This window comes from Streptomyces sp. NPDC031132 (genome assembly GCF_055570595.1).
In genome coordinates this window covers 15234-30199 of record NZ_JBVIGX010000038.1, presented here as the reverse complement: position 1 = coordinate 30199, position 14966 = coordinate 15234, and the positions used below count along the sequence as shown (strand labels likewise).

At 75.4% G+C, this 14966-nt stretch carries 7 protein-coding genes; 4 read left to right on the top strand and 3 right to left on the bottom strand.

Going from position 1 to position 14966, the window contains the following annotated elements; all coding sequences use genetic code 11:
- Window positions 1-152: 152 nt before the first annotated feature.
- Together ACZ49B_RS33550 and gntD are read right to left on the bottom strand one after the other, a co-directional pair.
- Window positions 153-1418 carry an MFS transporter gene (locus ACZ49B_RS33550; protein WP_468313483.1) on the bottom strand — a complete coding sequence of 422 codons (1266 nt, stop codon included), beginning with the start codon at window positions 1416-1418 and terminating at the stop codon, window positions 153-155.
- Window positions 1419-1483: 65 nt separating this feature from the next.
- Window positions 1484-2575 carry a guanitoxin biosynthesis L-enduracididine beta-hydroxylase GntD gene (gntD, locus tag ACZ49B_RS33545; RefSeq protein ID WP_468313480.1) on the bottom strand — a complete coding sequence of 364 codons (1092 nt, stop codon included), beginning with the start codon at window positions 2573-2575 and terminating at the stop codon, window positions 1484-1486.
- A gap of 279 nt (window positions 2576-2854) precedes the next feature.
- Here gntD and ACZ49B_RS33540 point away from each other — a divergent pair, with 279 nt between their 5' ends.
- Window positions 2855-2977 carry a hypothetical protein gene (locus ACZ49B_RS33540; protein WP_468313478.1) on the top strand — a complete coding sequence of 41 codons (123 nt, stop codon included), beginning with the start codon at window positions 2855-2857 and terminating at the stop codon, window positions 2975-2977.
- A 103-nt stretch (window positions 2978-3080) separates the two neighbouring features.
- Window positions 3081-4163, top strand: a complete 1083-nt coding sequence (locus ACZ49B_RS33535; RefSeq protein WP_468313475.1) for a hypothetical protein — start codon at window positions 3081-3083, stop codon at window positions 4161-4163.
- Window position 4164: 1 nt separating this feature from the next.
- Here the strand turns inward: ACZ49B_RS33535 and ACZ49B_RS33530 are convergent, their stop codons facing one another.
- Window positions 4165-4566 carry an ACT domain-containing protein gene (locus tag ACZ49B_RS33530; RefSeq protein WP_468313473.1) on the bottom strand — a complete coding sequence of 134 codons (402 nt, stop codon included), beginning with the start codon at window positions 4564-4566 and terminating at the stop codon, window positions 4165-4167.
- On the opposite strand from ACZ49B_RS33530, the gene ACZ49B_RS33525 reads away from it, so the two are divergent.
- On the top strand, window positions 4531-11631 hold the full coding sequence (locus tag ACZ49B_RS33525; protein WP_468313470.1) for an amino acid adenylation domain-containing protein: 7101 nt from the start codon (window positions 4531-4533) through the stop codon (window positions 11629-11631). The genes ACZ49B_RS33530 and ACZ49B_RS33525 overlap by 36 nt on opposite strands.
- Window positions 11628-14915, top strand: a complete 3288-nt coding sequence (locus ACZ49B_RS33520; RefSeq protein ID WP_468313467.1) for an amino acid adenylation domain-containing protein — start codon at window positions 11628-11630, stop codon at window positions 14913-14915. Before ACZ49B_RS33525 ends, ACZ49B_RS33520 begins: the two co-directional genes overlap by 4 nt.
- Window positions 14916-14966 lie beyond the last annotated feature (51 nt).

The following is a 14966-nucleotide window of genomic DNA, read 5'->3' as shown; positions in this document are numbered from 1 at the left end:
GCCCCCCCCCCCCCCACACCCCCCCCACCCCCCCCCCCCCCCCCCCCCCCCCCCCCCCCCCTACCCCCCCCCCCCCCCCCCCCCTCCCCCCCCCCCCCCCCGGCCGGACGATCCGGCAGTGCGTGAAGCGCCGCAGGTTCAGCGCCGCGGTGTCAGGCCACGGCTTCCGGCTGCGCGACGGGGTCGGCGGGCTTCTGCTCCTCGGCTTCGGGCGGGGATGCCGTGAGCGTTGTGCGGGCCGAGAGGAGTGCGGGGCCGCACAGGGCGAGGGCCAGGAAGATGCCGCCGCCGGCGATCACGAAGACAAGCCGGGCGTGGCTGTCGGGGCTGAGCAGGCTGCCGGCCAGGTAGCCGGCCGTGCTGCCGAAGAAGGCGGCGGAGGACAGCGTGCCGCCCACCCGGCCCAGCACCTCGGCGGGCACGGCCTTCTGCAGCAGCGTCTCCTCGCCGACGTTGGCCACACCGTTGCCCAGGCCCGCGATCAGCTGCATGGCGATCGCGGCGAGCAGTACCGGCGCGGCGGCGGTCAGCAGCAGGCCCAGGCCGGTGAAGAACCAGCCCGCCAGCAGCACCCACACGGGCGAGCGGCTCTCGGCGGCGCGGACCAGCCACAGCGAGGCGGCGACCATGGCGACGCCGAACGACGCGGACAGGATGCCGTATCCGGTGTCGCCGGCGTCCAGGGTGTGCTCGGCGAGGAAGACCAGCGCCAGGTTGTCGAGCGAGCCGAAGAACAGGCCGAGCAGGAGCAGCAGCACGATGGCCCGGGACACCCGGTGGTTCCGTACGAACTTCAGCCCCTCGACGGTGTCGCCCAGCAGGGTCCGCCGCTGGCCGGTGCGCAGCGGCTCGAGCGCCGGGATGCGGGTCAGCAGCAGCGCGGAGACCACGAAGCTGCCCGCGTTGACGGCCAGCGCGCCGTACTCGCCGCCCCAGGCGGAGAACACGCCGCCGAGGACCGGGCCGAGCGCGGCCTGGAGGTTGAAGGCGGTGCCCATCCACGCGTTGGCGGGCATCAGGTCCTTCTCGTCGACCAGGCGCGGCACCACCGTGCGGCCGGCCGCGGAGAAGACGGTGGAGGCCGCGGCGGCCACCGCGACCAGCGGCACCAGGACGGCGAGTCCCGGCCGTGCCAGTACGACGATCCCGAAGACCAGGGCCTGGACGAGCTCGGCGACGATCAGCAGGCGCCGCACGCCCATCCGGTCCGCGAGCGCCCCGGCGAGCGGTCCGAAGAACCGGGGCACGGACTCGGCCAGGAGGATCAGTGACACACCGGTTCCGGCGTGGTCACCGCGGCTGACCAGCAGGACGAGGGCCACCATGGCGGCGCCGTCGCCGACGAGCGAGACCGCGCGCGCCAGCCAGAACCGGCGGAACAGCCGGTGGCGTCGGATCAGATTGGGTTCTGCGGCCAAGGCCTTGGATCCTTTCAAGGGAAAACGGGCGGTCCGCGCGCGGCGTGAGCGCTTGCGGCAGTGGGTCAGACCACGGCCCGGCCGTGGTCGCCTCGCCGGGATCCGGCGCTGCGCCGCAGATCGGCCGTGAGGTTGATGCGCTTGAGCCAGCGGTCGGTGCCGTCGTAGCGGGGCGTGAACGGCCGGCGGCCGTGCACCGCACGCTTGTTGTCGATGACGAACAGGTCGCCGCGGCCGATCACCACGTCGGTCAGCTTCGCCTCGATCGCGGTCAGCAGTGCGTCCTGTGCCTCTGCGGCCTGCGGGTCGAGGGGGTTGGTGTGCATGAACGGCGGGTCCACGCGCAGCCACGGGGCCGCGGGGTCGCCCTCCAGCAGGGCGATCGGCTCGGGCCGGTTCGCCATGGTGTCGATGCGCCGGAACTGGTCGGCTCCGGCGGCTTCGGCCGCGTCGGCGGCGCCGGTGGCCACGTTGAAGCTCTTGGTGTGCGACTGGTCTGGAAGGATCGCGAAGCGCTTCTCGAAGAGGACGGTGCGGTGCTCGTCGCTGAGCTCGATGTCCTCCATGGCCGCGAAGGTCGTGGGCACGGCGTCGTGGTTGCGCAGGCCCAGCAGGATCATCCAGTCCGCGCGGTGCGGGTGGAAGGCGTCCTCGGTGTGCCAGTCGAGCATGGCGGTCGATCCCGAGCCGAGCTGGTCCAGCTCGTGCCCGGGCACCGGGAACAGGTCGAGGAGCAGCCGGCCGCGCTGCTGGCTGCTGAACGAGAAGGGCTCCCCGAGCAGGGAGCCGACCAGGCTCAGCACCGCGTCCGCGTGCCGCAGCTCGGGGCGGTCGGGGCGCTCCTGGTAGCTCATCGGGGTGGGGCCGAGCGCGTTCTCGTCGATGAGCAGGCCGCCGATCAGGAAGCCGGCGTGCGGGGCGCCGGCCAGGCGGAACTCGGTCAGCAGCCGCCGCAGCGAGCGCGGCAGCTCATGGGCCATCAGGGCGGCGAGCTGGAGGGATCGCCGGGCGTCCAGGGAGGCCGAGGCCCGCGCGTACTCGTGGGCGAGTGCGGCCACGCTGTGGCGTTCGTCGGGCAGGAGTTCGATGCGCGGGACCTCCGGCCGCGACTGTGAGGCGGTGGCCGGTGCGATGGGGGCCGGTGCGATGGTCTGCATGGTGGCGTCCTTCCTCAGGAGACGTGAGGTTGCGGCAGCCTCTCAGGATCCACTCGAATGTCACTCAACGATCTCGTGCGCCACTGCGCCCCGATCAGTCTTCCATCCCGTCACGTCGGCCTGCTTGCCGCCTCGATCGTCTCTCAAGCGGTTCTGTAGTCGAGCGAGTTGTTCTTGTTCTCGGGAAAGGCCGAGGCCCAAGCGGCACCGGCCCCGACCACGCCGGAACCCCGCAACCTGCGGATCCGGAGTTCCACCAGATCACGACTAGGAGTCGACGTGACGCAGAACAAGATGGACCAGCAGTCCGCTCAGACCACCATCAAGCCGGCGGCCGAGAACAAGGCGTCGATCAGCTCCCGCATCAGCAAGTACGGCAAGTACGACCGCCTCGAGGGCTGATTCGAGTCGTGTTCCGGGGTGTGAGTGCACGGCACTCACACCCCGGCACGCCTTTACAGGGAACGACACCCACACCCCGGCACGCCTTTACAAGGAGGTCTCCTTGAGCACCGCACCGCTCGTACCGATCAACCCGGAGCAGTTCCGCAAGGTGTTCGGGGGTGACCTCGCAGACGTGTTCCTCCTGGTCACGTCGCCGGGGGTGCGCAGCGCGCTCACCGTCGAGACCAGCACCGTCCCGGTACAGGAGTTCACCTGGACCGGCCCCGGCTCCCGCGCGGGCCTCATCGCCGAGATGGCCGCCATCCGCGCCTCCGGCCGCCGTGCCTCCGTCCTGTGGATCGCCGACGACGAGTTCGTCCACTTCGACGACGAAGACCTCGTGGGCATGGCCATGGGCGCCTTCTCCAGCTTCTCGGTGCCCTTCTCCGAGGAGAGCCTGCGCAACAACATCCGCGTCGTCGCCGACGTCGACTACGAGCGCGAGCTCGGCATCGAGGAGGAGTTCCTGACCCTCCTCGACCAGGCCGACGACATGCTCTTCCTCGGCCGCGAGTTCGGCACCGAGGCCGTCTTCCAGCACCAGCTCTCCGAGCACTGGTTCTCGCTGCACGGCCCGCTCCTGCCCGGCCAGCAGGTCGTCCTGCCCACCGGTGAGCTCAGCTCGCTGGTCAACGCCTCGGGCGAGTTCGAGCTCCACACCCACTTCACGCTGAACGGCGAGATCACCCTCCAGGGCGCGCCCATCGTCCACCGCGGCGGTCACGAGACCAGCCTCGCCGAGACGGATCAGGTCTACCGCGACCTCTCCGGGATGAGGGACCAGCCGGCGATCATCACGCTGGTCGAGGGCCGCATCACCGCGGTCCGCCCGGCCGTCGCCGGACGCGCCGAGTTCGCCACCAACCTCGAGAAGCTGCTGGCGAAGGACGACCGCTACGCCAAGCTGCACGAGATGGGCTTCGGCACCAACGCCAGCTGCGCCCCGCTGCTCCCCGGCAACCACTTCGCCAACGAGCGCCACCCGGGTGTGCACCTGGGCCTGGGCCTGGGCACGTTCACGCAGTTCCACATCGACCTGATGAGCACCGCCATCGACGTGGTGATGCGCGGCGTGGACGGCCGCGACGTGGAGCTGTTCCCGGCCCTCGGCCTGGTTCCGGCCCGGATTCCCGCCGGCGTGTGAGTCAGTCCGACGACAGCGTGTGCCCGGCCGCTTCCAGAGCGGTCCGGGCCTGCTCGTACTCCCCGGCCGGTACGAGTACGAGGTCGGCGTCGAACGTCGACGCGGCGAACACGCCGATCCCGGCGCCGGCCAGCGGCACCAGCACGCTCGCCAGCATGCCGGGCAGGTCCAGGGCGTGTGCGCCGGCCCCGTACAGCCCGCGGTACGGACCGCTCGCACCGGACGCGCCCGGCAGCCGCTCGGCGCACACCACGGTGAGCCCGTCCCGCGCCCGGGTGACCGAGGACCACGGACGGCCGGGCAACGGGGGCACGGGTGCGTCCGCCGGCAGGCGGTGCACCCACAACTGATCAGGGAGGACGTAGAGGTGCTGCGCAACGATGGTGACGGAGAGCTCGGCCATGGGGACGACCCTAAGGCGTCGGCCGCGGAGGCCGAGTTCTGGCTCCCGCGCCTGAACGGCGCCCACCGCGAACCCCTGCTGGAGCCCGCGGGCGCGCCCGGCGCCGTCGCCGCAGCGCCCGGCCGGGTGGCACCCGGAGCCGCCGCCGCCCTGCACGCGATGACCGGCGGCGCCCCCGAGGGCCTGCTGCTGCTCACCGTCGCCGCCGCCCGGATCGCCCTCGCCCGGCTCACCGGGTCCGCCGCGTCCGGTGCGCCGGGGCGGGTGCCGGTCCTCGTACCGGCCCTCGGCACGCCGTCCGGCGGGGCCGAGTTCGCGCTGCTGGCCCCGCTGGACCCCGCCGCGCCCGCCACCGACTTCCTGGAGGCCCTGCACGCCGAGCTGGAGCAGGCCTCCGCCCGCCCCTGGCGGGACCGGGACGCGCTCGGCGCCCGGCTGGACGCCGTCACCCCCGGCGCGGGCTCCGCCCTGGCGCAGCTCGCCGTCGTCTGCCCGGCCCTGTACGGGGACCGCACGCCGGCCCCGCGGGCCGCCCTGGTCCTGCGCGCCGAACCGGCCCCGGACGGCGCACTGTCGGTCACCGCCCAGGGCACCGCCGGCCTCACCGCGGCCCTCCCCCGCTGTGTGGCCGCCGTACTCGAGGCACTCGCCGCCGACCCGCGCCGGACCCCGGCCGAGGCGGACGTGCTCGGCGCCGCCCAGCGCGCCGAACTCCTCGCCCTCGCCGGGCTGCCGACCCCTGCGGCCTTCGAGGCCGCCACCCTCACCGCCCTGTTCGAGGAGTCCGCCCGGCGCACCCCGGACTCCGTCGCCGTCACCGGCGAGGGCCGCACCCTGACCTACCGGCAGCTCGCCGCCGAGGCGGAGCGGGCCGCCGCCGCGCTCAGCGCACGGCACGGCATCGGCCCCGGCGACGCCGTCTGCGTCATGGCTCCGCGCGGCGCCGACCTCGTCACCGCCTTCCTCGCCGTCCTGCGCACCGGCGCGGCCGTCGTCCCCCTCGAACACCGCCACCCCGCAGCCCGCGTGGCCCTGCTGGCCCGGCTGAGCGGCGCCCGCCTGGTGCTGCGCGCCGAGGGGTACGGCCCCGCCGACGAGGAGCTGCCCGTCCCGGTGGCGGGCCTGACTTCCCTGCTCGCCGCGGCGCCGGCCGGCGCGGGCGCCCCCGACGCCGCCGAGCCCGGGGCCGCGGCCATGGTCCTGTTCACCTCCGGATCCACCGGCACGCCCCGCCCGGTCGCCGTGTACCACGACCAGCTGTGCCACAAGATGCTGACCGAGGTCAGCGCGCTCGGCATCGACGCCGCGACCCGTACCGCCCTGCTCTCCGCGATCACCTCCGACGCCACCGCCTTCCAGATCTTCGCCACGCTCTTCGCGGGCGGCACCCTCGTCGCCGTCGGCGACCCCGACCGGCTCGATCCGCACGCGCTGTGGCAGCGGGTGCGCGACGGCGAGGTCAACCTCGTCAACTGTGTGCCCGGACTCCTCTCCGTCCTGCTGCGCGCCCTGCCCGAGGACGGCGAACTCCCGCTGCGCCACCTGCTGCTGGGCGGCGACACCATCGCCCGCGGGCTGCTGCCGCGGACGGCCGGGCGGCTGCGCATCGCCACCTTCGCCAATCTGTACGGGCCCAGCGAGGCCACCGTCGAGGCCACCATGTTCATCCGGGACGGCGCGCTCGCCCAGCGCCTCGACCGGGTGCCGGTCGGCCGCCCCTCGCCCGGCTACGGCGTGTTCGTGGTCACCCCCTCCGGTGAACTCGCCCCGCCCGGCGTCCCGGGCGAGATCCACGTGGCCGGACCCGGCGTCGCCCCCGGCTACCGCGGGGACAGCGAGGCCACCGCCGCCCGCTTCGGGCGCTCCCCGCACGCCGGGGACGCCCGCGTCTTCCGTACGGGGGACCAGGGCCGCTGGAACGCCGACGGCGAACTGGAGTTCCTCGGCCGCGCCGACGGCCAGGTCCAGGTCTTCGGCACCCGGGTGGAGACCGGCGAGGTCGAACAGGCCCTGGTCCGGCACCCGGAGGTGATCGAGGCCGTGGTCGTGCCCCGCACCGCCGCCGACGCCACCGTGACCCTGCACGCCTGGTACGTGGCCCGCCCGCAGGCGCCCGGGGGCGCCCCGCTCGCGCCCGCCGCCCTCGCCGCATGGCTGCGCGGGCAGCTGCCCTCCCCGATGCTCCCGGCCGGCCTGCACCGGCTCGAGACGCTGCCGCTCACCGTCCACGGCAAGGTGGACCGGGCCGCGCTGCTCGCGCTCCCCACCGCTGCGCAGGGCCCCGGATGGCAGCCCGCCGACGCCCTGGAACAGCTCGTCCACGACGCCTGGGCCGAGGTGCTGGGCCACCCGCCGCACTCCGCCGACGAGGACTTCTTCACGGCCGAGGGCCACAGCCTGGCCGCCGTCCAGCTCGTCGCCGCGCTCTGCGAGGGCACCGGACGCCCCGACGCGGCGCGCGTCCTCGACGTGCTCGACCTGCGCACCCCGGGGGCGCTGGCCGCCGTACTGCGCGAACGCGGGGCCCTGCCCCGGGACCCCGGTGCGCCCGCCGCGGCCGCGCCCGCCGCGCGGGCACCCCGGTCCGGGAACACCTTCCCCGCCTCCAACGCCCAGCGCCGGATGTGGCTGCTGGACCGGCTGGACGAGTCGCCCGTCCCCCCGTACACGATGGTCGAGGCCTACCGGCTCGACGGCCCCGTGGACGAGGCCCGGCTCGCCGCCGGCGTCGACGCGCTGGTGGCCCGGCACGAATCCCTGCGGACCGTGCTGCGCCAGACGCCCGACGGCCTGACCCAGGTGGTCCTCGACCCGCCCTCCGCGGTCCTCGCCACCGAGCGGGACACCACCGTGGACGAGGCCTTCGCCCGAGCGTGTCGCCACCGCTTCGACCTCGCCGAGGGCCCGCTGGCCAAGGTCTCCTGGCTGCCCGACCCCCGCTCCGGGAACGGGCCGGCGACGGGCGGCGTACTGCTGTTCACCGTGCACCACGCGATCTGCGACGGCTGGTCCTTCGGCCTGCTGATGCGCGACCTCGTGCGCCATCTGAGCGGCCAGGCCGCCGCGCAGGAGCCGGCGCCCACGTACACCGAGCACACCGACCGGCTCGCCACCCGGCTCGCGGGCCCGGCGGGCGCGGAGCACCGCGCGTACTGGCAGGAGCGCCTCGCCGGCCTGCCCGAACCGCTGGAACTGCCCGCCGACCGGCGCCGCCCCGCCGCCCGCAGCGCCGCCGGCGGCACCGTACGCCTCACCCTCGAACCGGAACTCACCCGCGCCCTGGCCGAGCTGTGCCACGCGAACGCGGCCACCCCCTTCATGGGCTTCACCGCGGCGCTGCGCGTCCTGCTGTGGCGGCTGTGCGCGCAGCCGGACGTACTGCTGGGCACCGTGGTCGCGGGCCGACCCGACCGGCGGTCCGCCGAGACGGTCGGGCTGTTCGCCAACACCGTGGTCCTGCGCACCCCGGTGGACCCCGCCGGCTCCTTCCGCGAGCTGCTGGCCGCCGTACGCACCACCGCGCAGGAGGCCATGGCCCACCAGGAGTACCCGTTCGAGCAGCTCGTCGAGGACCTCGCGCTGCCCCGCGACCCCAGCCGCAACCCCGTCTTCGACGTCCTCGTCGAGGCCGTCCTCGACGACGGCGCCCCCGGCGCCGCCGCCGGCGGTGCCGGTCCGGCCGTGCGCCACCTCGACCTCGAACAGCCGGTCAGCGACTTCGACCTGGCGTTCAGCTTCCTCGATGCCCGGGCCGGGGCGCCGGGAGAGCTGTGGGTCGGCTACACCGACGACCTCTTCGACCGGGACAGCGCACGCCGCATGGGGGAGCGGCTGGTCCACCTGCTCGGCGGGCTGCTGGCCGGCCCCGACGCCCCGCTGCCCGGGATCCCGGTCCTGCCCGCCGCCGAACGGCGTTTCCTGCTCGACGAGGCCAACGACACCGCCGCCCCCTTCCCCGAGCACCGGACCCTCCTGGACCTGGTCGAGGAGCAGACGGCCGCCGGCCCCGGCCGGCCCGCCGTGGTGCACGGCACCACCGTCCTCAGCTTCGCCGAGCTCGACGCCCGTGCCGAGGCGGTCGCCGCCCGGCTGCGGGCGGCCTGCGCCGCCGGGCCCGGAGCGCTGGTGGCCGTGGTCACCGAGCGGACCGAGTGGATGGTGGTGAGCGCGCTCGCCGTCCTGAAGACCGGCGCCGCCTTCGTCCCGCTGGACCCCGAACAGCCCGGCGACCGGCTCGCGTTCGCCCTCGCCGACAGCGGCGCGCTCGCCGTGCTCGCCGACGGCCCATACCACGCCAAGACCGCCGCCCTGACCGGCCTGCCCGTCCTCGACCCGCGCGCCCCCGCGGAGCCCGGCGCCGCCCCGGCCGCGCTGCCGCCCGCGCACCGGGCCGGCCCGCACGACCTCGCGTACGTCATCTACACCTCGGGCTCCACCGGCCGCCCCAAGGGCGTCATGATCGAGCACCGCGGCATCGTCAACACCGTCCACTACCGGGCCGGCTACTACGGGTTCGCACCGGACGCGGCCGTGCTCCAGGTGCCGCCGCTGCACTTCGACAGCGGGGTCAACGACATCTTCTCCGCGCTGGTCGCCGGCACCCGGGTGGTGGTCCTCGGCAAGGACCGCCTCCTCGACGTCGAGCACCTGGCCGAGGAGATCGGCCGCAACGCGGTGACCCACATCATGCTGGTCCCCAGCCTCTACCAGCTGATGCTGGAGCGCTGCGCGCCCCGGCTCAGCTCCGTCCGCCAGATCGTCCTGGTCGGCGAGAGGCTCCCCGAGGCGCTCGCCGCCCGGCACGCCGAACTGCTCCCCGACACCGTCCTCTACAACGAGTACGGGCCCACCGAGGACAGCGTGTGGACCACCGTCCACCGGATCACCGACCCGGGCGCCGACGTCCTGATCGGCCACCCCATCGCCAACAAGACGGTCGACGTCGTCGACGCCCACGGCGACCTCGCCCCCGTCGGCGTCCCCGGCGAGCTGTGCATCTCCGGCGCGGGCCTGGCCCGCGGCTACCTCGGCAACCCGGAGCTGACCGCCGACCGGTTCGTGCCGCACCCGCTGCGCCCCGGCCGGCTCATGTACCGCACCGGCGACCGCGCCGCCCGCCGGCCCGACGGCAACCTGCTCTTCCTCGGCCGCATCGACGACCAGGTCAAGATCCGCGGCCAGCGGGTCGAGCCCGGCGAGGTGGCCGCCGTCCTCGCCGAGCACCCGGACGTACGGCGCTGCGCCGTCCTCGCCGTGCCCGACGCGCGCGGCGAACTCGGCCTCGTCGCCTACGTGGTGGGCGCGGCCGCCCCGCACACCCTGCGGGCCCACCTCGCCGAGCTGCTCCCGGCCGCGATGGTCCCCGGTACGTACGTCGCGATCGACGAGCTGCCGCTGAACCCCAACGGCAAGCTCGACCGCCGCGCACTGCCCGCCCCGCCCCGCGAGGAGCCGCCGGCGTGCGCGGACCTGAACCCCACCGAGGAGCGCGTGGCCAAGATCTGGGCGGACGTGCTCGGGATCCCGGTCACCGACCCCGGGGCCAACCTCTTCTCCCTCGGCGGCCACAGCCTGACCGCCGCCCGCCTCGCCGCGGCCCTCCAGGAGGAGTTCGGCGTCCGGGTGCCGCTCGTCACCGTCTTCCGGCAGCAGACCGTACGGGCCCTCGCGGCGGTGCTCGGGCAGCCGGACGGCATCCCGCTCGGCGCCCCGGCCGCCCCGGCGGCCGTGCCCCTGCTCGGGCCCGCCCCCGACGGCGCCGTCCTGCCGCTCTCCCGCGCCCAGCGCCGGATCCTGATGGCCGCCCGGACCGGCCCCAGCCCCGTCGCCCTCAACATCAGCGACGCGGTACGGGCCGGCCGGACGCTCGACCCCGGCGTGCTGGCGGCGGCCGTCACCGCCCTCGCCGACCGGCACGAGGCGCTGCGCACCCGGGTGGCCGTCGTCGACGGCGCCCCCCGGCAGATCGTCATGGACCGCCTCCCCGAGGGGCCGCCGCTGTCCGTCCTGCGCATCGAGGGCACCGACGAGGCGCTCGCCGAGGCGGTGCGCGCCGCCCACGGCACCCCGTTCGCCCTCGCCGCCGGCCCGCTGTTCGCAGTGCGGCTGCTGACCGGCCACCCCGGCGGCGACATCCTGGTGATCACCGCCCACCACATCGTGTACGACGGCGACAGCGCCGCCGTGGTGGCCCGCGACCTGCTGGCCGCGTACGACGCCCTCGCCGCCGGACGCGAACCGTGGGACGGCCGCCCCGCCCGCCCGTACCGCGACTGGGTGGCCGAGGAGGCCGCCTGGCTGGAGGGCCCGGAGGCCGCCCGCCAGCGCGCGTACTGGACCCGTACCCTCTCCGGGCCGCTGCCCCGCCTCGACCTGCCGGACGCCGGCCCCCGCGAGGGCGCCGGATCGCAGGGTGCGGGAGTGGTCCGCCGCGACCTGCCCGCCGCCGTGCTGCACGCTGCCGCCGCGTGCGGGGGCGCCACCCCGTTCAGCGCACTGCTCACCGCCTGGGCGCTGGTGCTGCACCGCCGTTCCGGCAGCGCCGAGGTGATCATCGGCTGCCCGGCCGGCACCCGCGACCGTGCGGAGACCGCCGAGACCGTCGGCTGCTTCGTCAACCCCCTGCCGGTGCGACTCGCCCCCGGTGAGGCCCACGGCCCGGCCGAGCTGCTGATCCAGGTGCGCGACCGGCTGGCCGAGGCGTACGACAACGCGCGCTTCCCCTTCGACACCACGGTGATGGAGATCGCGGAGCGGCCCACCCGCGGACGCCGGTTCGTCTACGACGCCGGACTGAGCTGGGAGACGCCCGAACGCCTGGAGGGCGGGCCCGAGTTCCTGCCCGCGGCCCCCGCGCAGGTCCCGCTCGCCGACGACCTGCGGATCTACGCGAGCGAACGCGACGGCCGGGTCCTGCTCGAACTCGTCTACGACCGGGCGCTGTTCCCCGAGGCCACCGCCGAGGGGCTGCTCGACGAGGTGGTGGGCCTCCTGCGCCGCCACCCGTCCTGGAACCCCGCCCCCCAGGTTCACCGTCCCGACGAGCACCGGCAGGAGCAGCAGTGACCACCTGGCAGCAGACCCTGGCCGCACTCAACGACACGGCCGTGCCCGTCCCGCGGGGCCCGGTGGCGCACCTGCTCGCCGAGCGCGCCCGCCCGGTCGCGGACCGGCCCGCCGTGCTGGCCCGCGACCGGGAGCTCACCCACGGGGAACTGCACGGCCTCGCGGAGGCGCTCGCGGTACGGCTGCGCGAGCGCGGGGCGGGGCCGGGCGTCCTGGTCCGGGTCTGCCTGCCCCGCTCCGCGGAGCTGGTCGTCGCCGTCCTCGCGGTGCTGCGCGCCGGAGCGGCGTACGTACCCCTGGACCCGGACCACCCGGCCGAGCGGCTCGCCCAGCTCGTCGACAGCGCCCCCGCGCCGATCACCCTGACCACGGCCCGGCTGGCCCACCTGTTCCCCGCCCCGGGTGTGCTGGAGGTCGACCTGGACGCCCTGGGTGTGGCGGGGGGCGGCCTTCTCGAGGCGCCTGGCGCCGTCGGCCCGGCCGTGCCGGAGCCGGGCGGGCCGCAGCCGGGCCCGGCCGACCTCGCGTACGTCATCCACACCTCGGGCTCCACCGGCCGCCCCAAGGGGGTGGCCATCGAACAGCACTCCCTGATCAATCTGCTGGAGGCCGCCGCCGTCCCGTTCGGCCTCGCCCCGGGCCGGCGCGTGCTCCAGTTCGCCAGCCCCGCCTTCGACGTATCGGTGTGGGAGATCCTCGCGACCCTGTGGGCCGGGGCGGCCGTCGTCGTCTTCGACGAGCCCGTCGCCTCCGCCGAGGCCCTGGCCGCGCTGGTCCGCGAACGGCGCGCCGACACCGTGTTCCTGCTCGCCGCGCTGCTGGCCCAGCTGGACCCGGCCGCGTTCCCGGGCGTACGGACGGTCGTCACCGGCGGCGAGTCCTTCAGCCAGGCGCTGGTGGACCGCTGGGCCCCGGGCCGCGACTTCATCTACGTCTACGGGCCCACCGAGGCCACGGTGTTCCAGTCCTGGCACCGCTGCCTGCCCGGCGCCCCCGGGGAGCCGGCGACCATCGGCCGCCCGATGGCCAACCTGCGCTACTCGGTGCGCGACGGCTCCGGCGCACCGGTCGGCCCCGGCGTCGAGGGCGAGCTGTGGATCGGCGGCGCCGGTGTGGGCCGGGGCTACCTGGGTCTGCCCGACGCGGGCGCGGCACGCTTCGTACCCGACCCCGACGACCCGCGCTCCGGCGCCCGGCTCTACCGCACCGGCGACCTGGCCCGCCACCGCCCGGACGGCACCCTGGACTTCCGCGGGCGCGCCGACCGGCAGGTGAAGATCCGCGGTTTCCGCATCGAGCCCGGCGAGGTGGAGGTGGCGCTCACCGCTCTGCCGGGCATCGCGGCCGCCGCCGTGGTCGTGCCCGAGGGGACGGCGCAGCCGCTGCTCGCCGGGTACGTCGTCACCGACGGGCCGCTGCCCGCCGACTGGCGGGCCAGGCTGGCCGAGCGGCTGCCGTACTACATGGTTCCGGCGGCGGTGATCCCGCTGGACCGTCTGCCGAGCACTCCCAACGGCAAGATAGACCGGCGAAGCCTCTCTGCCCGGCCCCTTCCCACGGGCCTCCCGGTTGTTGCGGATGCTGAGAGGGTTGCGGGTATTGCGGGGGTTGCGGCTCCCGACGCCTCGGCCGGGCTCGTGGCACCGGCGGATGCCGGTGGGGCGGCCGACCCCGCCGAGCCCGTCCGTACCGTGCTGCGGACCCTGTTCTCCGAGGCGTTCGGCCAACCGGTCTCGGACAGCGGCGACTTCTTCCTGCTCGGCGGCACCAGCCTCAAGGCCGCCTCCCTGGCTGCGGCGGCGGCGCAACGGCTGTCCGTACCGGTCCGCGTCCGCGACGTGTTCGAATGCCCGAGCGTCACCGACCTCGCCGACCGGCTGGCGCCACGCTGCGCCGCTGCCTCCCCGACGGCCGGGGCCGAGGCAACGGCGGTGGCCCCGGCCGGGAGCGCCGACGGGCCGCAGGGCGTCAGCGCGGCTCAGCGGTGGCTGTGGCTGGAGGACCGGACCCGGGGTACGGGGGCGCGCGGGAGCACCGCGTACCACGTGCCGATGCTGCTGGAGTGCCACGGCGCCGCCGATCCCGAGGCGCTGGGCGCCGCGTTCGCCCGCCTCCAGGAGCTCGAGCCGCAGCTGCGCACCGTCTTCCGCGAGGAGTGGGGGGAGCCGGTTTCCGGCCCTGCGTCCGAGCGCGCCCGCCTGGCGGTCCTGGACCTGCCCGACGAGGCCGCCCGCGCCGCCGCCGTACAGGAGTGGGCCCACGCGCCGTTCGACCTCGCGCACGGGCCGCTGGTGCGGGCCGCGCTGCTGCGCCGCCCCGGCGGCCGGGACCAACTGCTGGTCGTCCTGCACCACATCGTCTCCGACCAGACCTCGCTCGAGATCATCGCCCGGGCCCTGGCCGGGACCGGTCCGGACCCGGCTCCGGGCCTGTGCGGACGTGGTGCGCACGAGCCGTCCGGAGGAGACGAACTCGCTTACTGGCAGAGTCGGTTGAGCCCGCCGCCGGCTCCGCTCCCGCTGCCCGTCGACCATCCGCGCACCGGCCCGGCCGGCCGGGCCACCGCGGTGACGGCCGTACACCTCGACGCCGCCGAACTCGAGGCGCTGGAGGAGCTCGCGCGCAGTCGCCGTACGGGGCTGTTCCCGGTGCTCGCCGCAGCCGTCGCCGCCACGCTGCACGAGGCGACCGGCTCCGGCGACATCAGCCTCGGCACGGCCGTCAGCCGCCGCCCCGCCCTCGGGCCCGGCCCGGGCGACGCGGTGGGCTGCATGGTCAACACCGTGGTCCTGCGGACCGCCGTACAGGGCGGAACGCCGTGCGTCGCGCTGGTCGACGACCTCGCGGACCAGGCCGTCGGCGCGATGGACCACGGCGGGCTGCCGTTCAACGAGCTGGTGCGCACCCTGGACCCACCGCGGAGCCCGGGCCGCAATCCGTTCTTCGACGTGTGGGTGACCCTTTGGGACGAGATCGACACCGGCCCGGGCGCACTCCGGCTCACCGGTGGCGCCATCCCGCTGGCCGAGGGTCTGTTCGAGCTTTCGTTCCAGTTCGCGCGCAGCTCACGAGGCTTGAAACTGCTTCTGCAGTACGACTCCGCGCTCTACGAACCGGGCACGGCACAGGGACTGGCCGAACGGGCCGCCCACGCCGCGCGCCGGCTGTCGACGGCCGGCCCGCAGGCCCTGGTCTGCTCGCTCGCGCCCCAGGTGGAGGCACCGCAGGCCCCCACGGGCCGTCCGGCGTTCGCAGGGTTCTCCTGGGGCGCCACCCGGCCCTGAACCGCTCCACTCACCTTCGTGCGGAGCCGCACCGGCGCCGCACCCGTCCGA

Excerpts from the sequence above, each read along its gene's own strand:
- ACZ49B_RS33530 (WP_468313473.1), bottom strand. The coding sequence starts at position 4,566 with ATGGCCGAGCTCTCCGTCACCATCGTTGCGCAGCACCTCTACGTCCTC.
- gntD (WP_468313480.1), bottom strand. The coding sequence starts at position 2,575 with ATGCAGACCATCGCACCGGCCCCCATCGCACCGGCCACCGCCTCACAG.